The organism is Pseudomonas marginalis, assembly GCF_001645105.1.
Lineage (GTDB): Bacteria > Pseudomonadota > Gammaproteobacteria > Pseudomonadales > Pseudomonadaceae > Aquipseudomonas > Aquipseudomonas petroselini.
Window position 1 is genome coordinate 94,225 of record NZ_LKEG01000033.1, and the last position, 26,140, is coordinate 120,364.

Consider the following 26,140-nt stretch of genomic DNA (forward strand, 5'->3'; position numbering starts at 1 on the left):
ATCACGGATGAGCCTCGTTTGTCGAGGCCTATGCAGATGACTGCGCCGGCGCGCAGGGGTTCTGTTTTTTTGCAGGATCATTTTTGCTGGATCAGTGTGCGCGGGCCTGGGTGACACGGTCCACCAGGTAGACCAAGCCGTGATAATCAATGCCGCCATGCTGGCTCAGGCCGATCTCGCAGGTACGGCTGGTGGAGATGCCTTCGCTGCAATATTGCACCGCGTCCTTGAGCGTGCGCAGTGAGTGGGCGTTGAGCTCCGGCGTGGTGAAGCCTTTGTCGCCGGCAAAACCGCAGCAATGAATGCCCTCCGGGATGACCACGGTGTTGGAGCAGCGTCGGGCCAGGTCGATCAGGGCCTGGCTTTCGCCCAGGTGCTGGGTGCTGCAGGTGACGTGCACGGCGATCGGCGCTTCCTGGGGCGTGAAGTCGAGGCGATCCATCAGGTGGGTGCGGATAAAACGCACCGGGTCGTAAAGATCCAGGCGGGTTTCGCCCAGGTCCTGTACCAGGCGCAGGGTGCAGGGGCTGGTGTCGCAGTAGATCGGATCGAGCCCGCCACGGCTGGCGTGCAGCAGCGCGCCGATCAGTTCCTGGCGCTTGTGTTCGGCCTGTTCGGCATAGCCTTTGGAGGCGAAAGGCTGGCCGCAGCACAGGCTGTCCTCATTGTCGGGAAACACGACTTGGTAACCGGCTTTTTCCAACAGATTGCGGGTTTTGTCATACAGCGACATCTGTTCCTTATCCCCCGCCGCCGGGCCCATGGCGCGTGACACGCAGGCGGCCAGGTAGACCACGCGTGGCCGCTCGTCCGTCACGGCCGGGCTGAAGCGAATGGCTTTTTCCGGCTGCGGCATGGCAGGGGTCCATTGCGGAATCTGTCCCTTGGACAGCTTGGTCACGCTGGCCGACAGCTCCGCCAGGCGAGGTGCGCCCAGCAGCATGCGCGCGCCATTGGCCACATGCAGGGTGAAGCGCGCGCCTTGCAGTGCAGTGGCGAAATGAGTGGCGAGCCATTCGGCCGTTTTCGTACGGTCGGCGTCGCGGCTGCGCAGTTTTTTCACCAGGTCGCCGGTATTGATTCCCACGGGGCAGCGTTGGGCGCACAGGCCGGTGGCAGCGCAGGTGTCGATGCCCTGGTAGTGATAGGCGGCTTCCAGCTCAGTGGTGTCGACACCGGCGCGTTTTTTTGCCTGGATATCGCGCCAGATCACGATGCGTTGCCGTGGGCTCAAGGTCAGGCCTTTCGACGGGCACACCGGTTCGCAGAAGCCGCATTCGATGCACTTATCCACAAGCTCATCGGCGGCGGGCAGCGGCTTGAGGTGCTTGAGGTGGATGTGTGGGTCTTCGCTGAGCACCACGTCCGGATTGAGGATGCCGTTGGGGTCGAGTAGCCGCTTGAGTTGCCACATCAATTGATAGGCGTCGCTGCCCCATTCCAGCTCGACAAACGGCGCCATATTGCGGCCGGTGCCGTGTTCGGCTTTCAACGAGCCCCCAAACTCCACCGCCACCAATTGCGCCACGTCGTCCATGAACGCTTGGTAGCGCGTGACTTCTTCCGCGCTGTTGAAGCCTTGAGTGAACACGAAGTGCAGATTGCCTTCCAGTGCGTGTCCGAAAAGTATCGCTTCGTCGTAGTGATGTTTGTCGAACAGTTCGATCAAGCGGTTGACGCCGATTGCCAGTTGCTCAACCGGGAAGGTCACGTCCTCGATGATCACGGTGGTGCCGGTTTTGCGCACGGCACCGACGGCTGGGAAGGTGTCTTTGCGGATTGCCCACAGGCGGGCGTTTTCCACGGGGTCTTCCGTGAAATCGACCTGCTTCTCTACCGGGAATTGGGCGAGGGAGGCCATGATCAGCACCAGTTGCTCATGCAGCAAGGACGAAGACGCCGCACGGGATTCGATCAACAGGGCGCAGGCAGTTTCCGATAGCTGCTGTACGAACGCGGGCATGCCCGGCTTGTTCTGTACCGAGCGCAGGCTGCGACGGTCCAGTAGCTCGACGGCCGAGACCGGTTGGGTTTTAAGGACGCTCACTGCGTTGCAGCAGGTCTCGACGTCCGGAAACACAATCAACGCCGATGCTTTGTTCGGGTGATCGATCACGGTGTCGTAGGTGACCGCGCTGATAAAACCAAGGGTGCCCTCGGAGCCCACCAACAGGTGGCTGAGGATATCCAGTGGCTCATCAAAATCCACCAAGGCGTTGAGTGACAGGCCGGTGGTATTTTTCAGACGGTATTTGTGGCGTATTTTTGCCGCCAGCTCAGCATTCGCCCGGGTTTCGCGGCCCAGTGTCGCCAGGCGTTCAAGCAGCGGCCCGTGCTGTTCACGAAACGCCTTAACGCTGGCCGCGTCTTCGGTGTCCACGCGACTGCCGTCAGCCAGTACGAGGCGAATCCCGGCCAAGGTGTGATAGGTGTTCTGCGCGGTGCCGCAGCACATGCCGCTGGCGTTATTGGCGACAATGCCGCCGATTTTGCAGGCGTTGATCGACGCCGGATCCGGCCCGATCTTGCGCCCGAACGGTGCCAGCCACGCGTTCGCCTGAGCGCCGATGACACCGGGCTGCAGGCGGATTTGTGTGCCTTGCCCACGGATTTCGCGGCCGTTCCAGTTGTCGCCCAGTACGATCAGCACTGAATCGCTGATGGCTTGCCCGGACAGGCTGGTGCCCGCAGCGCGGAAAGTTACCGGTACGCGGTCGCGCTGAGCGAGTTGCAGCAGCGTAACGACTTCGTCCTCCGATTCCACGCGGATCACCAACTGTGGGATCAGTCGGTAAAAGCTGGCGTCGGTGCCGAAAGCGAGGGTGGAAAGCGCGTCGTCGAAACGCCGATCTTTCGGGATCAAGTGTGCGACGTCGCTCAGGAAAGCAGCAGGCAGGCTCATCGGTCCTCCAGAAATAGCTGACGCCGGAATCGTATCCGGCGTCGATTCTTACCCTATTGCGTGCAGGTCTCAGTGCACCAGCATACCGGTGAACCAGTAAGCCTGGGCCAGGGTGATCAGCCCGACGATCGTGGCAAAGAACAGGCTGTGCTTGAGGGTAAAGCGGAACAGGTCGGATTCCTTGCCTACCAGGCCAGTGGCGGCGCACGCCACGGCGATCGATTGAGGCGAGATCATTTTGCCGGTGACGCCGCCGCTGGTATTCGCCGCGACCAGCAGCGTGTCGTTCACGCCGATCTGATGCGCAGTGGTGGCCTGCAGCGAGCTGAACAGGGCGTTGGACGAGGTATCAGAACCTGTCAGGAAAACGCCCAGCCACCCGAGGAAAGGCGAGAAGAACGGGAAGGCTGCACCGGTGCCGGCCAATACCAGCGCCATGGTCGACGACATGCCGGAGTAATTGGTGACGAATGCGAACGCCAACACCATGCCAATGGACAGGATGGGCCAGCGAAGTTCATAGAAGGTCTCTTTTAAAGTGGTAAGACCAGTTTTAATGTTGATCTTAAGCACCAGCATAGAGATCAATGCAGAGAAGAAAATCGCGGTGCCGGTCGCGGAAATCGGGTCCAGCTTGAACACAGCCGGGATCGCGGTGGGGTTGGTCACGATGGGTGCGACCTTGATCACCATTTGGTCCAAGTGCGGAATCGCGAAGTTGAACACCCAGCTGTACATCGAGCCGCCGGCGGCGAACATCGCCTTGAACGGTTTGAGCGTCCAGATCGTCACCAGCACGGTAAGGATCAGGAACGGTGACCAGGCCTTGAAAATCTGCACCAGGCTGTAGGGCGAGACAACCGTGTTGCGTGGCAGGCCGAAACCGCCGGCACTGGCGGTGACTGCCGCGCTGGAAGTGGCGCCGGCAATCTGTGCGCCAGCGGTGCGCTTGGGTTGCCACACTTTCAGGAACAGCGTCAGGGAAATCAGGCTGGCAAGGGCCGAGGTGATATCCGGCAGTTCAGGGCCGATGAAGTTGGACGTGAAGTACTGGGTGATGGCAAAGCTCAAGCCCGCTACCAGCGCCGCCGGCCAGGTTTCACGCACGCCGCGCAGGCCGTCCATCATGAACACCAGCCAGAACGGCACGAACAGCGACAGCAGCGGCAGTTGGCGACCGGTCATGGCGCCGATCTTGAACGCATCAATGCCGGTCACTTGACCCGCAACGATGATCGGGATGCCCAATGCGCCAAAGGCCACCGGTGCGGTGTTGGCAATCAGGCACAGACCCGCGGCGTACAGCGGGTTGAAGCCGAGGCCGACCAGCAGTGCGGCGGTGATTGCCACGGGGGCGCCGAAACCGGCCGCACCTTCCAGGAAGGCTCCGAAACAGAAGCCGATCAGCAGCACTTGCAGGCGCTGGTCGTCAGTGATCGACAGCACCGAGCTGCGAATGATCTCAAACTGGCCGCTCTTAACCGTGAGTTTGTAGAGGAACACCGCGGCGACAATGATCCACGCGATAGGCCACAGGCCGTAGGCAAAGCCATAACCGGCGGCGGCCAGTGCCATGTCCACCGGCATCTTAAAGGCAAAGATCGCCACCAGGATCGACAGCGCCAAGGTGATGCTGCCGGCCACGTGGCCTTTGAGGCGAAATACGGCCAGGGCCAGGAAGAAGAATACGATCGGAATGACGGCCGCTAATGCGGACAGGCCGAGGCTGCCGAGCGGGCTGTAGAGCTGTTGCCAGGTTTGCATATGGGGTGGCCCCTGATTGTTGTTGTTTGGTTAGCTTGGATAATTGGTAATACCAATTTACAATCGCTGTGGGCTAGGTTAAAAGGCTTCGGGGCGGTGTGTCAATTTGCCGCTCGCGAAACTTTGGTCGTAGGTGGGTAGGCGACGGATCTGAGCGGATAAATCGAAGGCGTTCTGATAGGTGCTGCGAGTGCGGCGATAGGCCAGAATAGAGGGCCCGGCGAGTGGTCGGGATGGTGGAGAGTGAGTTATGGGGTTTGATCAGGTGCGTCAGCGCCGTTTGTCCGACGATATCGTCGAGCAGCTTGAGGGCATGATCCTTGAGGGCACGCTGAAGTCGGGTGAGCGCTTGCCCGCCGAGCGCGCTTTGGCTGAGCAGTTTGGTGTGTCGCGTCCGTCTTTGCGGGAGGCAATCCAGAAATTGGCGGCCAAAGGTTTGCTCGTCAGTCGTCAGGGCGGTGGTAACTACGTGGCGGAGTCCTTGGGCTCCACGTTCAGTGATCCGCTGCTCCACCTGTTGGAGAATAATCCCGAGGTTCAGCGTGATCTTTTGGAGTTCCGCCAGACCCTTGAAGCCTCCTGCGCCTATTACGCGGCGCTACGTGCCACCGAGGTCGACCGCGAACGGCTCACGGCGGCCTTCGAAGCGCTCCAGGACTGCTACACCCGCTCCGATGAAGTGAGTCGAGCTGAAGAGGGGGCGGCGGATGCCAGGTTTCACTTGGCTATCGCCGAAGCCAGCCACAACGCCGTATTGCTGCACACCATTCGCGGTCTGTTCGACCTGCTGAAACGTAACGTGGTGACCAACATCGGGGGGATGTATCAACAGCGTACGGAAACCCGCGACATGCTGATCAGTCAGCATAGGGATTTGTACCTGGCGATTATCGAAGGGCGTGCCGAGCAGGCGCGGGAAGTTTCAACGCGTCATCTGCTGTATGTGCAGGAAGTGTTGGAGGAGGTTCGTCAGGAGGTTCAGCGCGTGGCGCGTGCGGAGCGGCGCAAGGGCCTGTAGCCGAGGGAGGCTCCCAGGGCTACAGGCTTGCAAGGATCAGTCTTCCTTGCCCTTGTTGCGCACGGCGCGATGCAGTTCGCGATTGGAATCGCGCTCGCGCTCGGTATCACGCTTGTCGTATTCCTTCTTACCTTTGCCCAGCGCGATCTCGCATTTGACCAGGTGCTTGCTCCAGTACCAGGACAGGCAGATACAGGCATAGCCTTTCTGCTGTACGGCGGCGGCAAGCTTTTCCAGTTCGCGTGCATTGAGCAGCAGCTTGCGCGTACGCACCGGGTCAGCAATCACGTGGGTGCTCGCGGTAGTCAGCGGGGTGATATGACTGCCCAGCAGCCATGCCTCGCCATCTTTGAGCAGCACATAGCTGTCGACCAGTTGCAGCTTGCTGGCGCGCAGACTCTTTACTTCCCAGCCGGCCAGGACCAGACCAGCCTCGAACCGATGTTCGATGAAGTAATCGTGTCGCGCCTTTTTATTTTGCGCGATGGTCCCTGTGGGGTGTTTCTTTTGTTTAGCCATAGGGGCGGCATTATAGGGAGTTGCGAGCGTGTCGGCTACGGTCAACCTGCGTGCTTGAGCGTGTTCGACGAATCCCGGACAATGCGGGCAGTTCTCTGGTTTTTTTCTTTCGCGGATCGGGCTGTTCTTTCGCGATGTTTGCCGCTCAGCTGTGGAAATAACGCACACATGACGACGCATATTCAACGTTCAGCGCTGCTGCCTTATCCGGCTCAGGCGCTCTATGACCTGGTCAACGACGTGGCGCGTTACCCGGAATTCCTGCCGTGGTGCTCGAAGGCCGAGGTGCTGGAAAGCGGTGATGAGTACATGGTCGCCAGTGTTGGGGTCGCGAAAGGCGGCCTTAGCCAGCACTTTGTGACGCGTAATGCGCTGGTGCCTGGGAAATCCATCGAAATGAATCTGCAGGAAGGCCCGTTCACCCAACTGCATGGGGTGTGGGTATTCAAGGCGCTGACGGATAAGGCCTGCAAAATCAGCCTGGATCTTTCCTTTGATTACGCCGGGCCTATCGTGCGAGCAACGCTGGGCCCCTTGTTCAATCAGGCAGCTAACACGCTGGTGGATGCATTTTGCCAGCGGGCCAAACAACTGCATGGTTGAGATTGAAGTGGTGTATGCAGCCGTGGATCGCCAGGTTCTGCTGGCGATGAAGGTGGCGGCGGGCACCAGCCTGCGCGCGGCGGTGCGGGCGTCAGGTATCGCAGCGCAGTTTCCTGAGCTGGATCTGGCTGGCTGCCCGTTGGGCATATTCGGCAAGGTGGTTGCGGATGCTGAGGTGCGTGCCGTGCAGGCAGGTGATCGTATTGAGATTTACCGACCGTTGCTGGCGGACCCAAAAGAGGTGCGCCGACTGCGCGCGGCCAAGGCTGCGCTGGCTAAGCAGCAGGGCTCATAGGCTTGCCAAATAGCAGGCAACAAAAAGCCCGGCATGCCGGGCTTTTTGTTGAGCAACGCAAGCTTACTGCGGGCTGGTGTCCAGAGGCTGTGGTGTCGGGACGGGAACTGTTTCCACGCCGTCGACGTCTTTCTGGATCTTGTCGAGCAGGGAGCCTGGCTTGGCCGGTACTTCCGACTTCGGCTTTTCACCTTCCTGCGCAGGCGCGGTCACGTTAGTGCCGTTATCCTTGCCGAGCAGGGCTTCATCACGACTCACGCCGGGCATGAAGTCGCCGGACAGGCTGACAAGCTGGTCGTTGCCATTGAAGATGACACTGACGCGCTCCTGTTGGCGTTCACCGCCACCTGGCTGCAGGCTGTAGAGGTAATCCCAGCGATCGGCATGGAAAGTGTCGGTCAGCAGGGGGTTACCCATGATAAACCGTACTTGCCGTCGGGTCATTCCGGGGCGTAACTGGTCTATCATGTCCTGCGTGACGACATTGCCCTGCTGGATGTCGATTTTGTAAACCCCGGGGAATGAACAACCGGCGAGTGCGAGCAGTCCCACAAAGGTGAAACTGGTTAGCAAGAGCTTGGTGTTTTGCATCGGTGGGCGACTTCCACTATCTTGGCTGGGACAACGTAAACGCCGATCATACCCGTATTAAGAGAAGCTGCGAAGCAGCATCCGCGAGAAAGCTAACCATGGTTGAAAATAGCGAACTACGCAAAGCCGGTCTTAAAGTGACTCTGCCACGAGTCAAGATTCTACAAATGCTCGATTCTGCTGAGCAGCGCCACATGAGTGCCGAGGATGTTTACAAGGCGCTGATGGAGTCTAACGAGGACGTCGGCCTGGCCACGGTTTACCGTGTGCTGACCCAGTTTGAAGCCGCAGGGCTGGTGGTTCGTCATAATTTCGACGGCGGTCATGCAGTGTTCGAATTGGCTGACGGTGGTCATCACGACCATATGGTTGACCTGGATACCAATGAGGTTATCGAGTTCACCAGCCCGGAAATCGAGGCGCTTCAGCACAAGATTGCCGAGGAGCATGGCTTCGATTTGGTCGACCATAATCTGGTTCTGTACATCCGTAAGAAAAAGTAAAAATCGCTGCAGATTCGCTCTGCAAAACGATTGAAGGCGACCTTAGGGTCGCCTTCGTGCTTTCTATAAGCCGGAAAGATGAGGAAAGTGCTCTGCTCAGGCTTTCGCCGCCACGACCATTTTCTTCGCGTGTGCCAGGGACTCCTTGGTCAAATCAATGCCGCCAAGCATGCGCGCCACTTCCTCCACACGTTCCGACTTGTTCAGCTTGGACACGGCTGTGTGCGTTGCATCACTGCCGCGTACCTTGTGCACAAACAGATGTTGATGCCCCTGGGCGGCCACTTGTGGCAAGTGAGTGACCGTCAGTACCTGGCCCCGATCCCCGAGGCGTCGTAATAATTGGCCAACAATCTCCGCTGTCGGCCCGCCAATCCCCACGTCAACTTCGTCGAATACCAGTGTCGGTACCCGAGAGGTTTGCGCGGTAATCACCTGGATCGCCAGGCTGATCCGAGACAGCTCACCGCCGGAGGCCACTTTTGCCAATGCTTTGAGCGGCTGCCCAGGGTTGGCGCTGACCAGCAGTTCAACCTGTTCCAGGCCATGTGGCTGCAATTCGTTACTGGTGCTGGCGTGCAGTTCAATGGTGAAGCGCCCGCCGGGCATGCCCAGGCGTTGGATCTCCAGCTCCACTGCGCTGGCCAGGCCGGTTGCTGCCTGGTGGCGCAGGTCGCTCAGTTCGCGTGCTTTTTCCTGGTAGTGGCGGGCGAAGGACGCGAGCTCGTCACCTAGGCGTTCGATGGATTCGTCGTTGGCATTCAGGGTCTCGATTTCATCCAGCAACTTTTGCTGCATCGTCGCCACTTCGGTGGGTTGGATTCGATGTTTGCGCGCCAGGGTATAGATGGTGTCCAGGCGTTCTTCTATTTCCTGCAGGCGTGCTGGGTCGGCATCGAAGTGATCCAGGAAGCGGTTCAATTCGCCGACGGCTTCTTCTACTTGGATCTGTGCGCTGGTGAGTAAGGTCGTGGCCTCGCTCAGGGAGCCGGAGGCGTTGTTCACGCTGGACAGGCGATTGAGACTGGCGGTCAGCGCGTTGAGTACGTTACCGGAGTCGCTCTCGCTGCATTGCTCCACCACCTGGCGGCAAATGCCCAGCAGGGTTTCTGCGTTGGTGAGGTTCTTGTGTTCCTGCTCGAGTTGCTCCAGTTCAGTCTCGCCCAGGCCCAGGCTTTCCAGCTCTTCGAGCTGATAGCTGAGTAGCTGGTGGCGTGCGCGTTGTTCGTCGCCGGAATTGGAGAGTCGCTCCAGTTCCTGACGCGTTTGGCGCCAGCGCTGGGCGGCAAGTTGCACCTGGCGGGCAAGGTCTGTCGCACCGGCGTATTCGTCGAGCAGGCGGCGATGAGTGTCGGTTTTCAGCAGCGACTGGTGTTCATGCTGGCTGTGAATATCGATCAGCAGTTCGCCCAGGGCTTTCAAGTCGCCCAGTGGGCAGGGGGTGCCGTTGATATAGCCGCGTGAGCGGCCTTCCGCAGTAATGACCCGGCGCAGGATGCACGGGCCTTCATTATTAAGGTCGCGCTCCGCCAGCCACGCCTCGGCTTCGGGAATATCCGCCAGGTCGAAAGTGGCCAGGATATCGGCCTTGTCCGCGCCGGGGCGCACCACGCCGCTGTCGGCACGGTCCCCAAGGGTCAAGCCCAGGGCGTCGAGCATGATTGACTTGCCGGCGCCGGTTTCGCCTGTGATTACGCTCATCCCGCGATCCAGTTCGAGATCCAGGTGTTCAACGATGGCGTAGTTATGTACGGACAGGTGCACGAGCATGACGGCCGCTCCCAGGCTTTAGGTATGGTTATTTATACAGTGTTTTGTTCGAGGCTGACAATCCTGATGATTAGCTCGATTTGCTTGGATGAGCGCTTTTTTTAGCGCGATGAGGAATGTATGGGCAGGAATTGATCCCGGTCATAGGAAAGACTTTTGGTAACGCCCGCGCCCTTGAACCTGGAAATTGTGGCCCCATATACCGGAACAGAAGCGCGAGTTGAGTTCGCGCATGATTTTGAAAGGAGAAAACTATGGCTGACGAACAGACGCAGGATACGCAAACTCCAGACGCCAATTCGGCTGTCGGCGATGAGCTGGCAACTCGTGTGCAGGTGCTCGAAGAGCAATTGGCCGCTGCGCAGGACCAGTCTTTGCGTGTTGCCGCCGATCTGCAGAACGTCCGCCGCCGTGCCGAGCAGGATGTAGAGAAGGCTCACAAATTCGCACTGGAAAAATTCGCCAGTGACTTGCTGCCGATCATCGACAGCCTGGAGCGTGGTCTTGAGTTGTCCAACCCGGATGACGAAAACATCCGCCCGATGCGCGAAGGGATCGAGCTGACCCTGAAAATGTTCCAGGACACCCTGAAGCGTTATCAGTTGGAAGCCATTGATCCAGTCGGCGGCGAACCGTTCAACGCTGAGCATCACCAAGCCATGGCCATGCAGGAAAGCCATGATCTGGAGCCTAACAGTGTGTTGAAGGTGTTCCAGAAGGGTTATCAGCTCAACGGTCGCTTGCTGCGTCCGGCGATGGTGGTGGTGAGCAAAGCACCTGCACCGGTTTCGCCTTCTATTGATGAGCAGGCTTGAAATACGCCGTAAGGCCCCCATCTATAAGTCAAGCGTTTAAGTGCTACCGCAGTTAGCCACCACTGCTGCGGCATCCAAATTCAAGTTTCGGGAGAGTAAATCATGGGCAAAATTATCGGTATCGACCTGGGGACCACCAACTCCTGCGTCTCTGTCATGGAAAACGGCAAAGCCAAAGTTATCGAAAACGCCGAAGGCGCGCGTACCACGCCGTCGATCATCGCTTACGCAAATGATGGCGAGATCCTTGTTGGTCAGTCGGCCAAGCGTCAGGCTGTCACCAACCCGCACAACACTCTGTACGCGGTAAAGCGTCTGATCGGTCGTAAGTTCGACGAAGAAGTCGTACAGAAAGACATCAAGATGGTGCCTTACAAAATCGCCAAGGCTGACAACGGTGACGCCTGGGTTGAAGTAAATGGCAACAAGATGTCTGCACCGCAGATTTCGGCTGAAGTCCTGAAAAAGATGAAGAAAACCGCCGAAGACTACCTCGGCGAAACTGTCACCGAAGCGGTCATCACCGTTCCGGCCTACTTCAACGACAGCCAGCGCCAGGCAACCAAAGACGCTGGCCGCATCGCGGGTCTGGACGTAAAACGTATCATCAACGAACCCACCGCAGCTGCTCTGGCTTACGGTATGGACAAGGCCAAGGGCGACCACACTGTGATCGTTTATGACCTGGGTGGCGGTACGTTCGACGTTTCGGTCATCGAGATCGCTGAAGTTGACGGTGAGCACCAATTCGAAGTGTTGGCCACCAACGGTGACACCTTCCTGGGTGGTGAAGACTTTGACATTCGTCTGATCGACTACCTCGTTGACGAATTCAAGAAAGAAAGCGGCATGAACCTCAAGGGTGACCCGCTGGCCATGCAGCGCCTGAAAGAGGCTGCTGAGAAAGCCAAGATCGAGCTGTCCTCGAGCATGTCGACCGACGTGAACCTGCCGTACATCACTGCAGATGCCACCGGTCCAAAGCACTTGAACGTGAAGATCTCTCGCGCCAAGTTGGAAGCACTGGTTGAAGACCTGGTTCAGCGCACCATCGAACCTTGCCGCATTGCGCTGAAAGACGCCGGTATCGACGTAGGTTCCATCAACGACGTGATCCTGGTGGGCGGTCAAACCCGTATGCCACTGGTGCAGCAGAAAGTTACCGAGTTCTTCGGCAAGGAAGCACGTAAAGACGTGAACCCGGACGAAGCGGTTGCCATGGGTGCTGCCATCCAGGGCGCGGTATTGGCCGGTGACGTGAAAGACGTGCTGCTGCTGGACGTCAGCCCGCTGACCCTGGGTATCGAAACCATGGGCGGCGTGATGACTGCGCTGATCGAGAAAAACACCACGATTCCTACCAAGAAATCCCAAGTGTTCTCGACTGCCGACGACAACCAAGGCGCGGTGACCATTCACGTGCTGCAAGGTGAGCGTAAGCAAGCGGCGCAGAACAAGTCCCTGGGCAAGTTCGACCTGGCTGAGATTCCACCAGCACCGCGTGGCGTGCCACAAATTGAAGTGACCTTCGACATCGACGCCAACGGCATCCTGCACGTCGGCGCGAAAGACAAGGCAACTGGCAAAGAGCAGAAGATCACCATCAAGGCCAACTCCGGTCTGTCTGATGAAGAAATTCAACAGATGATTCGTGATGCTGAAGCCAACGCTGATGCGGATGCCAAGTTTGCCGAGCTGGCTGGCGCCCGTAACCAGGGTGATGCACTGGTTCACTCGACGCGCAAAATGGTCGCTGATGCTGGCGATAAAGTGACGGCTGAAGAGAAAGCCGCTATCGAAGCTGCCGTAGTTGCCCTGGAAGCCGCCGTCAAAGGCGACGACAAGGCTGCTATCGAAGCCAAGATCGAAGAACTGTCGAAAGTTTCTGCACCCGTCGCGCAGAAAATGTATGCCGAACAAGGTCAGCCAGCTGATGGTGCCGCGCAACAGGCAGAGCCTGAAGCCAAGCACGACGATGTTGTCGATGCCGAGTTCGAAGAAGTCAAAGACCAGAAGTAAGTTGGTCGCCCGGTTGACCGCTATCAAGCGGTGACTGGTAGGATGTCGCCGCGCGGGAGCTTGCTCCCGCGTTGGCGTGTCTGGGGTATGCGAATTTTTACAGCATGCGACAAGGTTCGGATGCTGGCGGTGCGATCGGGAATGCTCCTGCTTTCCGAGTAAGAAGTACCGCATTTTGGCCGGGTCCCTGGCTAAAAGTAGTAATGACCAGGATCGTTGAATTGACGTGAGTTGGGTCCGGGCCTGTATTGGGGCTCAACGAGTTTGGCAGGGCTCAGGAGGGTCTGGCCGAACGTCCTTAAGAGTGCAAAGACTTATGGCAAAGCGTGACTATTACGAAGTGTTGGGTGTGGAGCGCGGCTCCAGCGAGGCGGACCTGAAGAAGGCCTACCGTCGCCTGGCGATGAAGCATCACCCGGACCGTAATCCGGATAGCAAAGAATCCGAAGAAATGTTCAAAGAGGCCAATGAGGCCTACGAATGCCTGTCTGATCCCAACAAGCGTGCGGCCTACGACCAGTACGGTCACGCCGGGGTCGACCCGAGCATGGGCGGTGGCGGTGCCGGGTTTGGCGGCCAGAACTTCTCCGATATTTTCGGTGACGTATTCAGCGACTTTTTCGGCGGTGGCCGGGGTGGTCAGCGGGGCGGCGCCCAGCGTGGCAGTGATTTGCGCTACACCTTGGAGTTGAACCTGGAAGAAGCCGTGCGCGGCACCAGCGTCAATATCCGTGTGCCGACGCTGGTCAACTGTAAGCCGTGCGATGGTTCGGGTGCCAAGAAAGGCTCCTCGCCGATCACTTGCCCGACGTGTGGCGGTATCGGCCAGGTCCGCATGCAGCAGGGCTTCTTCTCGGTGCAGCAGACCTGCCCGCGTTGCCATGGCCAGGGCAAGATCATTTCCGACCCGTGCGACTCCTGCCACGGCGAAGGTCGTGTCGAAGAGTACAAGACGCTGTCGGTAAAAGTGCCTGCGGGTGTGGATACCGGCGACCGTATTCGCCTGTCGGGCGAAGGCGAGGCGGGTACTCAAGGTGGCCCTACGGGCGATCTGTATGTGGTGATCAATGTGCGCGAGCACTCGATCTTCCAGCGCGACGGCAAGCACCTGTTCTGTGAAGTGCCAATCAGCTTTGTTGATGCGGCGCTGGGTGGCGAGTTGGAGATTCCGACCCTTGATGGTCGCGTCAAACTCAAGATCCCTGAAGGCACGCAGACCGGCAAACAGTTCCGTATCCGTGGCAAAGGCGTTGCGCCGGTGCGCGGTGGTGGTGCTGGCGACCTGATGTGCCGCGTTGCCGTTGAGACGCCAGTCAATCTGGGGCGTCGTCAGCGCGAATTGCTGGAAGAGTTCCGCAGCTCGCTGGAAGGCGATGACTCCCACTCGCCGAAAACCACGGGCTTTTTCGATGGCGTGAAGCGCTTCTTCGGCGACCTGTAAGGAGTTGGGTATGCGACGTATAGCCGTAATGGGCGCTGCCGGGCGCATGGGCAAGACGCTGGTCGAGGCGGTGCAGCAGCGCTCGCCGGCCTCCGGGCTGACCGCAGCGATCGTTCGTCCCGGCAGCACATTGATCGGTGCGGATGCGGGTGAGTTGGCTTCGCTGGGGCGTATCGGTGTTTCGTTGTCCGGCAACCTGGAGCAGGTGGCTGACGAATTCGACGTGCTGATCGATTTCACTCTGCCGGACGTCATGCTGAAAAACCTGGCTTTCTGCCGCAAGGCGGGCAAGGCGATGGTGATCGGCACCACCGGTTTGACGCTTGAACAGAAGCAGTTGCTGGCGGAGGCGGGCAAGGACATTCCGATCGTCTTCGCGGCCAACTTCAGTGTGGGTGTGAACCTGTCGCTCAAGCTGTTGGATCTGGCGGCGCGCGTGCTGGGGGATGAGGCGGATATCGAAATCATCGAGACTCATCACCGTCACAAGATCGACGCACCGTCGGGTACCGCGTTGCGCATGGGGGAAGCGATCGCCGATGCGCTCGGTCGCGACTTGTCGAAAGTGGCGGTGTACGGCCGTGAAGGCCATACCGGTGCGCGTGCGCGTGACACCATTGGTTTTGCAACCGTGCGCGGTGGCGATGTGGTGGGTGATCACACCGTATTGTTCGCCACCGAGGGCGAGCGCCTGGAAATCACGCACAAGGCGTCCAGCCGCATGACGTTTGCCAAGGGGGCGGTACGTGCTGCGCTCTGGCTGGAAGGTCGTGCGGCGGGCCTTTATGACATGCGTGACGTGCTGGATCTGCACTAATCAGTAGCTAAAACAGGGGCTCAAGCTTATGCTTAGGCCCCGTTTTTACCCGCTAAGCGACGTCCTGTCGCATTCCCCTGCCTTTAAGGCTCATTAGCGGTGGACCAAAAAAGCCTTTTTCTGTAAGCTACAGCTTTAGTGTGTCCACTAAAAGCGCGCAGAATAATTCAGTGAAGAAGCGGGGTGACGTGTCCATACGTCACTCCGCTTTTTTACAACCTGCGATCGCCCTTTCAGGCTTTATTTACGGGAGGTCTTCTTGACTAAGCCAGCCATACTCGCCCTTGCTGATGGCAGCATTTTTCGCGGCGAAGCCATTGGAGCCGACGGTCAAACCGTTGGAGAGGTGGTGTTTAACACTGCCATGACCGGCTATCAGGAAATCCTTACCGATCCTTCCTACGCCCAACAGATCGTTACCCTGACCTATCCGCACATCGGCAACACCGGTACGACACCGGAAGATGTCGAGTCTGATCGTGTCTGGTCGGCCGGTTTGGTGATTCGTGACCTGCCGCTGGTTGCGAGCAACTGGCGTAACACGATGTCGCTGTCCGATTACCTGAAAGCCAACAACGTTGTGGCGATCGCCGGTATCGATACGCGTCGCCTGACACGCATCCTGCGTGAGAAAGGCTCGCAGAACGGCTGCATCATGGTCGGTGACAATATTTCCGAAGAGGCGGCGATTGCCGCAGCCCAAGGCTTCCCTGGCCTGAAGGGCATGGACCTGGCGAAAGTCGTCAGCGTCAAAGAGAAGTACGAGTGGCGCTCCACTGTCTGGGACTTGAAGACCGATAGCCACGCGACCATCGATGCGGCCGAGTTGCCTTACCACGTGGTCGCCTACGACTACGGCGTCAAGTACAACATCCTGCGCATGCTGGTCGAGCGCGGTTGCCGCGTGACCGTGGTGCCGGCGCAAACCCCGGCCAGCGACGTGCTCGCCCTGCAGCCGGACGGTGTGTTCCTGTCCAACGGCCCGGGTGACCCTGAGCCTTGCGACTACGCTATCCAGGCGATCAAAGAAGTGCTGGAGACCGAGATTCCGGTATTCGGTATCTGCCTCGGTCACCAGCTGCTGGCCCTGGCCTCTGGCGCCAAGACCCTGAAAATGGGGCACGGCCATCACGGTGCCAACCACCCTGTGCAAGACCTGGACACTGGCATTGTGATGATCACCAGCCAGAACCACGGTTTTGCGGTGGATGAAGCGACCCTGCCGAGCAACGTTCGCGCGATTCACAAGTCGCTGTTCGACGGTTCCCTGCAGGGCATCGAGCGCACCGACAAGAGCGCGTTCAGCTTCCAGGGCCACCCTGAAGCCAGCCCGGGCCCGAACGACGTAGCGCCGCTGTTCGACCGTTTCATCAATGAGATGGCCAAGCGACGCTGACTGAGCGGCTTGCGGGCGGCCCCGAGCTTCGGTGGCCCCCGCAGGCTCATCAAAGATTGTTCAAGACGGCTTGCCGACTGACCTGCGGATTTGAGTGACAAACCCATGCCAAAACGTACAGACATAAAAAGCATCCTGATTCTCGGCGCTGGCCCGATCGTGATCGGCCAGGCCTGCGAATTCGACTACTCCGGCGCCCAGGCCTGTAAAGCCCTGCGCGAAGAGGGTTACCGCGTCATCCTGGTGAACTCTAACCCGGCCACCATCATGACCGACCCGGACATGGCCGACGCCACCTACATCGAGCCGATCAAGTGGCAGACCGTTGCCAAGATCATCGAGAAAGAACGTCCGGACGCACTGCTGCCAACCATGGGTGGCCAGACCGCCCTGAACTGCGCATTGGACCTGGAGCGCGAAGGCGTCCTGGAAAAGTTTGGCGTAGAGATGATCGGCGCCAATGCCGACACCATCGACAAGGCTGAAGACCGTTCGCGTTTCGACAAGGCCATGAAGTCCATCGGCCTTGATTGCCCGCGTTCCGGTATCGCCCACAGCATGGAAGAGGCCAATTCTGTCCTGGAACGCTTGGGCTTCCCGTGCATCATCCGTCCGTCCTTCACCATGGGCGGCACGGGCGGCGGTATTGCCTACAACCGTGAAGAATTCGAAGAAATCTGCGCCCGTGGCCTGGACTTGTCTCCGACCAAAGAGCTGCTGATCGACGAATCCCTGATCGGCTGGAAAGAATATGAGATGGAAGTTGTCCGCGATAAGAAGGACAACTGCATCATCGTTTGCTCTATCGAAAACTTTGACCCGATGGGCGTGCACACCGGTGACTCGATCACTGTTGCTCCGGCGCAGACCCTGACGGACAAGGAATACCAGATCATGCGTAACGCCTCCTTGGCGGTGCTGCGTGAGATTGGCGTGGAAACCGGTGGCTCCAACGTCCAGTTCGGCATCTGCCCGGACACTGGCCGTATGGTTGTGATCGAAATGAACCCGCGTGTATCGCGTTCTTCGGCGCTGGCATCGAAAGCTACCGGCTTCCCGATTGCGCGTATCGCTGCCAAGCTGGCGATCGGTTACACATTGGACGAGCTGCAGAACGAAATTACGGGCGGCGCAACGCCGGCGTCCTTCGAGCCGTCGATCGACTACGTCGTCACCAAGTTGCCACGCTTCGCTTTCGAGAAATTCCCGAAAGCCGACGCCCGCCTGACCACTCAGATGAAGTCAGTCGGTGAAGTCATGGCTATCGGCCGGACCTTCCAAGAGTCCCTGCAGAAAGCCCTGCGTGGCCTGGAAGTGGGCGTTTGCGGTCTGGACGAGAAGCTCGACCTGAGCAACCCGGAAAGCATGAGCGTGCTCAAGCGTGAGCTGACCGTGCCGGGTGCCGAGCGTATCTGGTACGTAGCCGATGCCTTCCGCGCTGGCATGACCGTCGAAGACATCTTCGGCATGAACATGATCGACCCGTGGTTCCTGGTGCAGATCGAAGATCTGATCAAGGAAGAAGAGAAGGTCAAGACCCTCGGTCTGTCCTCTATCGACCGCGACCTGATGTTCCGCCTCAAGCGCAAAGGTTTCTCCGACCAGCGCTTGGCCAAGCTGCTGGGTGTGACCGAGAAGAACCTGCGCACGCATCGCCACAAGCTGGACATCTTCCCGGTCTACAAGCGCGTTGATACCTGTGCGGCCGAGTTCGCAACCGACACTGCGTATATGTACTCCACTTACGAGGAAGAGTGCGAAGCTGCGCCGTCGGGTCGCGACAAAATCATGATCCTGGGTGGCGGTCCAAACCGTATCGGCCAAGGCATCGAGTTCGATTATTGCTGCGTACACGCCGCTCTCGCCCTGCGCGAAGACGGGTACGAGACCATTATGGTCAACTGCAACCCGGAAACTGTTTCCACTGACTACGACACTTCCGACCGTCTTTACTTTGAGCCGGTAACACTGGAAGACGTGCTGGAAATCTGTCGCGTCGAGAAGCCAAAAGGCGTGATCGTCCAGTACGGCGGCCAAACCCCGTTGAAACTGGCTCGCGCACTGGAAGCTGCTGGCGTCCCGATTATCGGCACCAGCCCTGACGCTATCGACCGTGCCGAAGACCGTGAGCGTTTCCAGCAGATGGTTGAGCGTCTGAACCTGCGTCAGCCGCCGAACGCCACCGTGCGCAGCGAAGATGAAGCGATCCGCGCGGCCAGCAAGATCGGTTACCCCTTGGTGGTGCGTCCGTCCTACGTACTGGGCGGTCGTGCGATGGAAATCGTCTACGAAGAAGACGAGCTCAAACGTTACCTGCGTGATGCGGTGAAAGTGTCCAACGACAGCCCGGTGCTGCTGGACCACTTCCTCAACTGCGCCATCGAGATGGACGTAGACGCTGTTTGCGACGGGACCGACGTGGTGATCGGTGCGATCATGCAGCACATCGAACAGGCGGGCGTTCACTCCGGTGACTCCGCTTGCTCGCTGCCGCCGTACTCGCTGCCGGCGCATATCCAGGACGAAATGCGCGAACAGGTCAAGAAAATGGCCCTGGAGCTGGGCGTGGTCGGCTTGATGAACGTACAGTTGGCGCTGCAAGGCGAAGACATCTACGTCATCGAAGTCAACCCGCGTGCTTCGCGTACCGTGCCATTTGTTTCCAAGTGCATTGGTGTGTCCCTGGCCATGATCGCTGCTCGCGTGATGGCCGGTAAGACCCTGAAGGAAATCGGTTTCACCAAGGAAATCATTCCGAACTTCTACAGCGTGAAAGAGGCGGTATTCCCATTCGCCAAATTCCCTGGCGTGGACCCGATCCTGGGCCCAGAGATGAAGTCCACCGGTGAAGTGATGGGCGTGGGCGATACCTTCGGTGAAGCGTTCGCCAAGGCTCAGATGGGCGCCAGCGAAGTGTTGCCAACCGGCGGTACCGCGTTTATCAGCGTGCGTGATGACGACAAACCGCTGGTTGCGGGCGTAGCCCGTGATCTGATCAACTTGGGCTTCGAAGTCGTGGCCACTGCCGGGACCGCCAAGCTGATCGAAGCTGCCGGCCTGAAAGTGCGTCGCGTGAACAAGGTGACGGAAGGCCGTCCGCACGTGGTCGACATGATCAAGAATGACGAAGTCACCCTGATCATCAACACCACCGAAGGTCGCCAGTCGATCGCGGACTCCTACTCCATTCGTCGTAATGCCTTGCAGCACAAGATCTACTGCACCACTACCATTGCTGCTGGCGAAGCCATCTGCGAAGCGCTCAAGTTCGGTCCAGAAAAAACCGTGCGTCGCTTGCAGGACCTACACGCAGGATTGAAGGCATGATCAAATACCCAATGACCGTCCAGGGCGCAAAGGCCCTGGAAGAGGAGCACGCCCATCTGACCAAGGTCGTACGTCCAAAGCTGAGCCAGGACATCGGTACGGCCCGCGAGCTGGGTGACTTGAAGGAAAACGCCGAATACCACGCTGCTCGCGAGCAGCAGGGTATGGTCGAAGCGCGGATTCGTGACATCGAAGGCCGTATGCAGAATGCGGTGATCATCGACGTCACGACTATTCCGCACACCGGCAAGGTGATTTTCGGCACCACCGTGGAAATCGCCAACGTCGAAACTGATGAGAGCGTGGTTTACCACATCGTTGGCGAGGACGAGGCTGACTTCAAGCTCGGCAAAATCTCCGTCGGTTCCCCGCTTGCCCGCGCCTTGATTGCCAAGGAAGAGGGTGATGTGGTGGCCGTGAAGACGCCGGGTGGCGTGATCGAGTACGAGATTGTTGAAGTTCGTCACGTCTGAAAGGCGGCGCCCGCTTCATGCGGGCGCCATGCTTTGGCAGCTCTCCCAGATGCTTTGGGTCGGCGGCCTGTGGTTGCTGCATATTGGTGTGTTACCGGCGCTGGGCCTGATTGGGCTGGCGCCGTTGTTGATCGATGAGATCGACGGATTGCTCAGTGCGTTGCTGGTGGGTTTTGCGGCGGCGTGCGTAACGCTCCAGGCATTGGTGCTGGTCAGGGCCGAAGGCTTGGAGAGTTTGTGGCGGGATATTCGCGGGCAACTGCTGTTGATGGCGCTGTATGCGTGTGCAATGTATTGCATCGTGCATGTCTGGCAGCCGGAAGCGTTGCGCTGGCAGCTATTCAGCTATCTTGTGCTAGGGTTCTCCGGCCTGGTGCTGGTTATACAGCCTGCACCGGGATGGAGTGGCGGGGCGCGCGAAGCACGCCCGTGACCCTTTTTATCATCTGAAAACTACTTGAAGCGATGTACGTTCGACAGCTGCTTGTTGACGCTGAAGTTCTTGCGATACAGCAGCGCCATCTTGCCGATGACCTGGACCAGGTCCGCTTTGCCCACCTTGCACAATTCTGCAATGGCGGCCAGGCGCGCTTCGCGGTCGAGGATATTGACCTTGATCTTGATCAGTTCATGATCGTTCAGTGCGCGTTCGAACTCGGCTAACACACCTTCAGTCAAACCGTTATCTGCCACAATCAAAACTGGTTTCAGATGGTGGCCAATGGATTTGTACTGTTTCTTCTGCTCTTGAGTGAGCGGCATAATCTGACCCCTGCGTCTGATCTTGTAAAAAGCGGCGGCCAGTTTACCCGAGCGAGTCCGGGACCGCCCAGTTAATCACGACCCGTTTTATTTTTCGAGGTGGCCCGTGGCCCGTTCCAAAACCAGCCTTAAGTGGCTACAAGAACATTTCAACGATCCTTACGTCAAAAAGGCGCAAAAGGATGGCTACCGTTCCCGGGCCAGCTACAAGTTGCTGGAGATCCAGGACAAGGATAAGTTGATTCGTCCAGGCATGAGCGTAATCGACCTTGGCGCGGCCCCAGGTGGCTGGTCCCAGGTGACCAGTCGTCTGATTGGTGGGCAGGGTCGTCTGATCGCTTCCGACATTCTGGAAATGGACAGCATCCCCGATGTGACCTTTGTTCATGGTGACTTTACCCAGGATACGGTGCTCGCACAGATTCTTGAGGCTGTGGGAAATTCGCAGGTAGACCTTGTGATTTCCGACATGGCCCCCAATATGAGTGGATTACCGGCTGTCGATATGCCACGTGCCATGTTCCTTTGCGAATTAGCGCTGGATTTGGCGGGTCGGGTGTTGCGTCCGGGTGGTGATTTCCTGGTGAAGGTCTTCCAGGGCGAGGGTTTCGACGAGTACCACAAGAACATCCGCAAGTTGTTCGACAAGGTGCAGACGCGCAAGCCCGACTCCTCCCGAGACCGTTCCAGAGAGCAATACCTGCTGTGCCGCGGCTTTCGCGGCGTCGAAGGCGCGGCGAGTGAAGAGCGCTTTTAAGGAATTCGAGGAGGGCGATAGGTTTTTTTATATCGCTTTCGTCACGAAGCTTTACGAATATTGTGTAGTCAAAGTTTCACAAAGGGTTACAGACGGCGCCTGCCAGTGTTGTAGGTAATGTAGTAAGTTAGGCCGGTGAATATCATGCGAAGCGCGCGCCAGTAGCGGAGCTTGCTTCAGAGGGTAGTTAATTGAACGATATGGCAAAGAATCTGATCCTGTGGTTGATCATCGCGGCAGTCCTGGTGACGGTGATGAACAACTTCTCCAGCCCTAACGAGCCGCAGACCCTCAACTATTCCGACTTCATCCAGCAAGTTAAGGATGGCAAGGTCGAGCGCGTGACGGTTGATGGCGCTGTGATCACCGGCAAGCGCAACGATGGCGATGGCTTCAAAACCATACGTCCGAATATCCCGGACAATGGCCTGATCGGCGATCTGGTTGATAACCATGTGGTTGTTGAAGGCAAGCAGCCTGAGCAGCAAAGCATCTGGACCCAATTGTTGGTAGCCAGCTTCCCGATCCTGGTGATCATCGCCGTGTTCATGTTCTTCATGCGCCAGATGCAGGGCGGCGCGGGAGGCAAGGGCGGGCCGATGAGCTTCGGCAAGAGTAAGGCACGCCTGCTCTCCGAAGATCAGGTGAAGACCACCCTGGCTGACGTTGCCGGTTGCGACGAAGCCAAGGAAGAAGTAGGTGAGTTGGTCGAGTTCCTGCGCGACCCGGGCAAGTTCCAGCGTCTGGGTGGCCGCATTCCTCGCGGCGTCTTGATGGTGGGGCCACCAGGTACCGGTAAAACCCTGCTCGCCAAGGCAATTGCCGGCGAAGCCAAGGTGCCGTTCTTCACTATTTCCGGCTCTGACTTCGTCGAGATGTTCGTGGGTGTGGGTGCCAGCCGTGTTCGCGATATGTTTGAGCAGGCTAAAAAGCATGCGCCTTGCATCATCTTCATCGATGAAATCGACGCCGTTGGTCGCCATCGTGGTGCCGGCATGGGCGGCGGTCATGATGAGCGTGAGCAGACCCTTAACCAGTTGCTGGTTGAGATGGACGGCTTTGAAATGAACGACGGCATCATTGTCATCGCTGCAACCAACCGTCCGGACGTATTGGACCCTGCGTTGCTGCGTCCAGGCCGTTTCGACCGCCAGGTTGTGGTTGGCCTGCCGGATATCCGTGGTCGTGAACAGATCCTGAAAGTGCACATGCGCAAGGTGCCCATGGGCGATGACGTGGCTCCGGCCGTGATTGCCCGTGGTACGCCAGGTTTCTCGGGTGCTGACCTGGCCAACCTGGTCAACGAGGCTTCGTTGTTCGCTGCCCGTACCGGCAAGCGCATCGTGGAGATGAAAGAGTTCGAATTGGCCAAAGACAAAATCATGATGGGCGCCGAGCGCAAATCCATGGTCATGTCCGAAAAAGAGAAACAGAACACCGCTTATCACGAAGCCGGTCACGCCATTGTCGGTCGCGTTGTGCCTGAGCATGACCCGGTCTACAAAGTGTCGATCATTCCTCGGGGGCGGGCGCTGGGTGTCACCATGTTCCTGCCGGAAGAGGACCGCTACAGCCTTTCCAAGCGCGCCCTGATCAGCCAGATCTGCTCGCTGTACGGCGGCCGGATTGCTGAAGAGATGACCCTGGGTTTCGACGGCGTGACTACCGGTGCCTCCAACGACATCATGCGTGCCAGCCAGATCGCGCGGAACATGGTGACTAAGTGGGGCTTGTCGGAAAAACTCGGCCCGCTGATGTATGCCGAGGAAGAAGGCGAAGTGTTCCTGGGTCGTGGCGGTGGCGGTCAAAGCGCCAGCTTCTCGGGTGAGACAGCCAAGCTGATCGACTCCGAGGTGCGCAGCATCATTGACCAGTGCTACGGCACGGCCAAGCAAATCCTGACTGACAACCGCGACAAGTTGGACGCCATGGCTGATGCGCTGATGAAGTACGAGACCATTGATGCCGACCAGATCGATGACATCATGGCCGGTCGCGCACCCCGCGAGCCTCGCGATTGGGAAGGCGGTTCGGGCACCTCTGGCACTCCGCCAGTGGTTCAGAGCGAGCGCCCTGAAACCCCAATCGGCGGCCCGGCAGCCGACCACTAAGGTTTGAAATGACTTCTGCGTTGTCCTCCACCCGGTTGCCTTGCGGCAACCGGGTTCTTGATTTGGCCCATACACATGTCATGGGCATTCTTAACGTTACCCCTGACTCCTTTTCCGATGGCGGCCGCTTCAGCCAGCTCGATGCTGCGTTGCGTCACGCTGAGGCAATGGTGGCTGCGGGAGCGACGCTCATTGATGTCGGTGGTGAATCGACCCGGCCTGGCGCTCGCATTGTTTCTCCCTTGGAGGAGCTGGAGCGGGTGGCGCCGATAGTCGAGCGCATTGCGCGCGAGCTGGATGTGATCATCTCTGTTGATACTTCAACCCCGGCCGTGATGCGCGAAACTGCGCGACTGGGAGCGGGGTTGATCAACGATGTTCGCTCTCTTCAGCGTGACGGTGCCCTCGATGCCGCTGCCGCTACCGGTTTGCCGGTGTGCCTGATGCATATGCTGGGAGAGCCCGGCAACATGCAGGACAGCCCTCATTACGAGGACCTTGTTGGCGAGGTGAGTGGTTTTCTCGCTGAGCGGGTCGCTCAGTGTGCTGCCGCGGGGATTGCCGCGGAAAAGATCATCCTCGATCCCGGCTTCGGCTTTGCTAAAACCCTGCAGCACAATCTAAGCCTGTTCAAGCATATGGAATCCCTGCATGCGCTTGGTCGGCCTCTTTTGGTCGGCGTTTCGCGCAAGAGCATGATAGGGCTGGCGCTGAATCGTCCGGTGGGTGAGCGGCTGTATGGTGGTCTTGCACTGGCGGCGCTTGCAGTCAGCAAGGGCGCGCGTATCTTGCGTGTGCATGATGTCGCCGAGACGGTGGATGTGGTGCGCATGATTGCTGCGGTAGAATCAGCCGAATAAGAATGATGGAGCACTTATGACTAAAAAATACTTTGGCACCGACGGTATCCGTGGTCGGGTCGGCGAATTTCCGATTACTCCTGATTTCATGCTCAAGCTGGGTTGGGCGGCGGGTATGGCGTTCCGCAGTATGGGGGCGTGTCGCATCCTGGTGGGCAAGGACACCCGTATTTCAGGGTACATGTTTGAGTCCGCACTGGAGGCAGGCCTGTCCGCCGCGGGTGCCGATGTCATGCTGCTGGGCCCTATGCCGACCCCGGCAATCGCCTACCTGACGCGCACCTTTCACGCTGAAGCCGGTATTGTGATCAGTGCCTCGCACAACCCCCATGACGACAACGGCATCAAATTCTTCTCAGGTCAGGGCACTAAGCTGCCGGATGAGATCGAGTTGATGATCGAAGAGCTGCTGGATGCGCCGATGACGGTGGTTGAGTCCAGCAAGTTGGGCAAGGTGTCGCGTATCAACGACGCATCGGGTCGATATATCGAATTCTGCAAGAGCAGTGTGCCGAGCAGTACCAATTTCGCCGGCCTGAAGATTGTGGTCGATTGCGCCCATGGTGCGACCTATAAAGTGGCGCCAAGCGTATTCAAGGAATTGGGTGCGGACGTGACCGTTCTGTCGGCCCAGCCGAACGGGCTGAATATCAACGACAACTGCGGCTCCACGCATATGGAGCAACTGCAGGCCGCCGTCCTTGCCGAGCATGCTGACCTGGGTATTGCCTTCGATGGTGATGGTGACCGTGTGCTGATGGTGGACCACACGGGGGCGATCGTTGATGGGGACGACCTTTTGTTCATCATTGCCCGCGACCTGCATGAGCGTAACAAGCTGCAAGGTGGTGTCGTCGGTACGCTGATGAGTAACCTGGGGCTTGAATTGGCCTTGGCGGACCTGGGCATCCCGTTCGTGCGCGCCAATGTCGGTGACCGCTATGTGATCGCTGAACTGCTGGAGCGTAACTGGCAGGTGGGTGGTGAGAATTCCGGGCACGTTGTCTGCTTCCAGCACACCACTACGGGCGATGCCATCATTGCTGCGTTGCAGGTTCTGCTGTCGTTGCGTCGTCGCGAAGAGAGTCTTGCCCAGGCGCGTCAGGCGCTGCGCAAATGCCCGCAAGTGCTGCTCAATGTGCGTTTTGCCGGTGGTGAAAACCCGATCGAGCACCCCGCTGTCAAAGAGGCTTGCGAGCGCGTGACCCTGGCAATGGCGGGGCGTGGTCGAGTGTTGTTGCGCAAGTCCGGCACAGAGCCTCTGGTGCGTGTCATGGTCGAAGGTGATGACGAAACACAGGTTCGCGGCCATGCCGAAGACCTGGCAAAACTGGTAACTGAAGTTTGCGCCTGAATTCGGCTTGCCAGTGATGATGTGGTTGGGTAACATCTGCGCC

The 26,140-nt window shown here is 58.5% G+C and carries 22 protein-coding genes; 16 read left to right on the forward strand and 6 right to left on the reverse strand.

The genetic code is table 11. From position 1 onward, the window contains the following. Window positions 1-91: 91 nt before the first annotated feature. Both AO064_RS09180 and AO064_RS09185 read right to left on the reverse strand, forming a co-directional pair. Window positions 92-2,902, reverse strand: coding sequence for an FAD-binding and (Fe-S)-binding domain-containing protein (locus AO064_RS09180; RefSeq protein WP_064053114.1), 2,811 nt, complete (start codon window positions 2,900-2,902; stop codon window positions 92-94). A gap of 69 nt (window positions 2,903-2,971) precedes the next feature. Further along, window positions 2,972-4,666, reverse strand: a complete 1,695-nt coding sequence (locus AO064_RS09185; RefSeq protein WP_015885938.1) for a lactate permease LctP family transporter — start codon at window positions 4,664-4,666, stop codon at window positions 2,972-2,974. A 250-nt stretch (window positions 4,667-4,916) separates the two neighbouring features. Here AO064_RS09185 and AO064_RS09190 point away from each other — a divergent pair, with 250 nt between their 5' ends. Continuing rightward, window positions 4,917-5,684 carry a GntR family transcriptional regulator gene (locus AO064_RS09190; RefSeq protein WP_015885937.1) on the forward strand — a complete coding sequence of 256 codons (768 nt, stop codon included), beginning with the start codon at window positions 4,917-4,919 and terminating at the stop codon, window positions 5,682-5,684. Window positions 5,685-5,720: 36 nt separating this feature from the next. Here AO064_RS09190 and smpB read toward each other — a convergent pair whose 3' ends face one another. After that, window positions 5,721-6,203, reverse strand: a complete 483-nt coding sequence (gene smpB / locus AO064_RS09195; RefSeq protein WP_003235073.1) for an SsrA-binding protein SmpB — start codon at window positions 6,201-6,203, stop codon at window positions 5,721-5,723. Between the two features lie 168 nt (window positions 6,204-6,371). Between smpB and AO064_RS09200 the strand changes: the two genes are divergently transcribed. Both AO064_RS09200 and AO064_RS09205 read left to right on the forward strand, forming a co-directional pair. Beyond that, window positions 6,372-6,806 carry a type II toxin-antitoxin system RatA family toxin gene (locus AO064_RS09200; protein WP_015885936.1) on the forward strand — a complete coding sequence of 145 codons (435 nt, stop codon included), beginning with the start codon at window positions 6,372-6,374 and terminating at the stop codon, window positions 6,804-6,806. Next, a complete protein-coding gene (locus AO064_RS09205; protein ID WP_015885935.1) occupies window positions 6,799-7,101 on the forward strand; it encodes an RnfH family protein in 303 nt (100 codons plus the stop codon). Before AO064_RS09200 ends, AO064_RS09205 begins: the two co-directional genes overlap by 8 nt. 63 nt (window positions 7,102-7,164) lie before the next feature. Here the strand turns inward: AO064_RS09205 and AO064_RS09210 are convergent, their stop codons facing one another. Continuing rightward, complete coding sequence (locus AO064_RS09210) at window positions 7,165-7,692, reverse strand: outer membrane protein assembly factor BamE (RefSeq protein ID WP_016976810.1); 528 nt, start codon at window positions 7,690-7,692, stop codon at window positions 7,165-7,167. 98 nt (window positions 7,693-7,790) lie between these two features. On the opposite strand from AO064_RS09210, the gene fur reads away from it, so the two are divergent. After that, window positions 7,791-8,195: a ferric iron uptake transcriptional regulator gene (gene fur / locus AO064_RS09215; RefSeq protein WP_003194220.1), complete on the forward strand. Its 405-nt coding sequence runs from the start codon at window positions 7,791-7,793 to the stop codon at window positions 8,193-8,195. A 96-nt stretch (window positions 8,196-8,291) separates the two neighbouring features. Here the strand turns inward: fur and recN are convergent, their stop codons facing one another. Then, window positions 8,292-9,965 (reverse strand): DNA repair protein RecN, encoded by a 1,674-nt coding sequence (recN, locus tag AO064_RS09220; protein ID WP_046034280.1) that lies wholly within the window; start codon window positions 9,963-9,965, stop codon window positions 8,292-8,294. 254 nt (window positions 9,966-10,219) lie between these two features. Between recN and grpE the strand changes: the two genes are divergently transcribed. The 8 genes from grpE to AO064_RS09260 all read left to right on the forward strand — a co-directional run bounded on the left by grpE (window position 10,220) and on the right by AO064_RS09260 (window position 20,686). Further along, window positions 10,220-10,780, forward strand: a complete 561-nt coding sequence (gene grpE, locus AO064_RS09225) for a nucleotide exchange factor GrpE (protein ID WP_015885932.1) — start codon at window positions 10,220-10,222, stop codon at window positions 10,778-10,780. 102 nt (window positions 10,781-10,882) lie between these two features. Beyond that, the gene (gene dnaK, locus AO064_RS09230) at window positions 10,883-12,799 is read left to right on the forward strand and encodes a molecular chaperone DnaK (RefSeq protein ID WP_015885931.1); all 1,917 of its coding nucleotides are present in this window, start codon (window positions 10,883-10,885) and stop codon (window positions 12,797-12,799) included. 316 nt (window positions 12,800-13,115) lie between these two features. Continuing rightward, window positions 13,116-14,240 (forward strand): molecular chaperone DnaJ, encoded by a 1,125-nt coding sequence (gene dnaJ, locus AO064_RS09235; protein ID WP_015885930.1) that lies wholly within the window; start codon window positions 13,116-13,118, stop codon window positions 14,238-14,240. 10 nt (window positions 14,241-14,250) lie between these two features. After that, entirely contained in the window at window positions 14,251-15,057 is an 807-nt protein-coding gene (gene dapB / locus AO064_RS09240; protein WP_064053115.1) for a 4-hydroxy-tetrahydrodipicolinate reductase, read from the forward strand. Between the two features lie 259 nt (window positions 15,058-15,316). After that, on the forward strand, window positions 15,317-16,453 hold the full coding sequence (carA, locus tag AO064_RS09245; RefSeq protein ID WP_046034282.1) for a glutamine-hydrolyzing carbamoyl-phosphate synthase small subunit: 1,137 nt from the start codon (window positions 15,317-15,319) through the stop codon (window positions 16,451-16,453). 105 nt (window positions 16,454-16,558) lie between these two features. Continuing rightward, window positions 16,559-19,780, forward strand: coding sequence for a carbamoyl-phosphate synthase large subunit (carB, locus tag AO064_RS09250; RefSeq protein ID WP_064053116.1), 3,222 nt, complete (start codon window positions 16,559-16,561; stop codon window positions 19,778-19,780). Further along, complete coding sequence (gene greA, locus AO064_RS09255) at window positions 19,777-20,253, forward strand: transcription elongation factor GreA (RefSeq protein ID WP_015885926.1); 477 nt, start codon at window positions 19,777-19,779, stop codon at window positions 20,251-20,253. Before carB ends, greA begins: the two co-directional genes overlap by 4 nt. Before the next feature lie 28 nt (window positions 20,254-20,281). Beyond that, entirely contained in the window at window positions 20,282-20,686 is a 405-nt protein-coding gene (locus AO064_RS09260; protein WP_043205906.1) for a hypothetical protein, read from the forward strand. Window positions 20,687-20,706: 20 nt separating this feature from the next. Here the strand turns inward: AO064_RS09260 and AO064_RS09265 are convergent, their stop codons facing one another. Continuing rightward, entirely contained in the window at window positions 20,707-21,015 is a 309-nt protein-coding gene (locus tag AO064_RS09265; RefSeq protein WP_010206607.1) for a YhbY family RNA-binding protein, read from the reverse strand. 106 nt (window positions 21,016-21,121) lie between these two features. Between AO064_RS09265 and rlmE the strand changes: the two genes are divergently transcribed. The 4 genes from rlmE (at window position 21,122) to glmM (ending at window position 26,097) form a co-directional block, all read left to right on the forward strand. Then, entirely contained in the window at window positions 21,122-21,772 is a 651-nt protein-coding gene (gene rlmE, locus AO064_RS09270; protein WP_015885924.1) for a 23S rRNA (uridine(2552)-2'-O)-methyltransferase RlmE, read from the forward strand. 200 nt (window positions 21,773-21,972) lie between these two features. Beyond that, a complete protein-coding gene (gene ftsH / locus AO064_RS09275) occupies window positions 21,973-23,883 on the forward strand; it encodes an ATP-dependent zinc metalloprotease FtsH (protein ID WP_064053117.1) in 1,911 nt (636 codons plus the stop codon). 8 nt (window positions 23,884-23,891) lie between these two features. Continuing rightward, a complete protein-coding gene (gene folP / locus AO064_RS09280) occupies window positions 23,892-24,743 on the forward strand; it encodes a dihydropteroate synthase (protein ID WP_064053118.1) in 852 nt (283 codons plus the stop codon). A gap of 16 nt (window positions 24,744-24,759) precedes the next feature. Continuing rightward, window positions 24,760-26,097: a phosphoglucosamine mutase gene (gene glmM / locus AO064_RS09285; RefSeq protein ID WP_015885921.1), complete on the forward strand. Its 1,338-nt coding sequence runs from the start codon at window positions 24,760-24,762 to the stop codon at window positions 26,095-26,097. Window positions 26,098-26,140: the final 43 nt, after the last annotated feature.

Bases quoted from the DNA above. Each gene is read 5' to 3' on its own strand.
- AO064_RS09180 (WP_064053114.1), bottom strand. From the start codon at position 2,902: ATGAGCCTGCCTGCTGCTTTCCTGAGCGACGTCGCACACTTGATCCCG.
- AO064_RS09185 (WP_015885938.1), bottom strand. From the start codon at position 4,666: ATGCAAACCTGGCAACAGCTCTACAGCCCGCTCGGCAGCCTCGGCCTG.
- AO064_RS09190 (WP_015885937.1), top strand. From the start codon at position 4,917: ATGGGGTTTGATCAGGTGCGTCAGCGCCGTTTGTCCGACGATATCGTC.
- smpB (WP_003235073.1), bottom strand. From the start codon at position 6,203: ATGGCTAAACAAAAGAAACACCCCACAGGGACCATCGCGCAAAATAAA.
- AO064_RS09200 (WP_015885936.1), top strand. From the start codon at position 6,372: ATGACGACGCATATTCAACGTTCAGCGCTGCTGCCTTATCCGGCTCAG.
- AO064_RS09205 (WP_015885935.1), top strand. From the start codon at position 6,799: ATGGTTGAGATTGAAGTGGTGTATGCAGCCGTGGATCGCCAGGTTCTG.
- AO064_RS09210 (WP_016976810.1), bottom strand. From the start codon at position 7,692: ATGCAAAACACCAAGCTCTTGCTAACCAGTTTCACCTTTGTGGGACTG.
- fur (WP_003194220.1), top strand. From the start codon at position 7,791: ATGGTTGAAAATAGCGAACTACGCAAAGCCGGTCTTAAAGTGACTCTG.
- recN (WP_046034280.1), bottom strand. From the start codon at position 9,965: ATGCTCGTGCACCTGTCCGTACATAACTACGCCATCGTTGAACACCTG.
- grpE (WP_015885932.1), top strand. From the start codon at position 10,220: ATGGCTGACGAACAGACGCAGGATACGCAAACTCCAGACGCCAATTCG.
- dnaK (WP_015885931.1), top strand. From the start codon at position 10,883: ATGGGCAAAATTATCGGTATCGACCTGGGGACCACCAACTCCTGCGTC.
- dnaJ (WP_015885930.1), top strand. From the start codon at position 13,116: ATGGCAAAGCGTGACTATTACGAAGTGTTGGGTGTGGAGCGCGGCTCC.
- dapB (WP_064053115.1), top strand. From the start codon at position 14,251: ATGCGACGTATAGCCGTAATGGGCGCTGCCGGGCGCATGGGCAAGACG.
- carB (WP_064053116.1), top strand. From the start codon at position 16,559: ATGCCAAAACGTACAGACATAAAAAGCATCCTGATTCTCGGCGCTGGC.
- greA (WP_015885926.1), top strand. From the start codon at position 19,777: ATGATCAAATACCCAATGACCGTCCAGGGCGCAAAGGCCCTGGAAGAG.
- AO064_RS09260 (WP_043205906.1), top strand. From the start codon at position 20,282: ATGCTTTGGCAGCTCTCCCAGATGCTTTGGGTCGGCGGCCTGTGGTTG.
- AO064_RS09265 (WP_010206607.1), bottom strand. From the start codon at position 21,015: ATGCCGCTCACTCAAGAGCAGAAGAAACAGTACAAATCCATTGGCCAC.
- ftsH (WP_064053117.1), top strand. From the start codon at position 21,973: ATGGCAAAGAATCTGATCCTGTGGTTGATCATCGCGGCAGTCCTGGTG.
- folP (WP_064053118.1), top strand. From the start codon at position 23,892: ATGACTTCTGCGTTGTCCTCCACCCGGTTGCCTTGCGGCAACCGGGTT.
- glmM (WP_015885921.1), top strand. From the start codon at position 24,760: ATGACTAAAAAATACTTTGGCACCGACGGTATCCGTGGTCGGGTCGGC.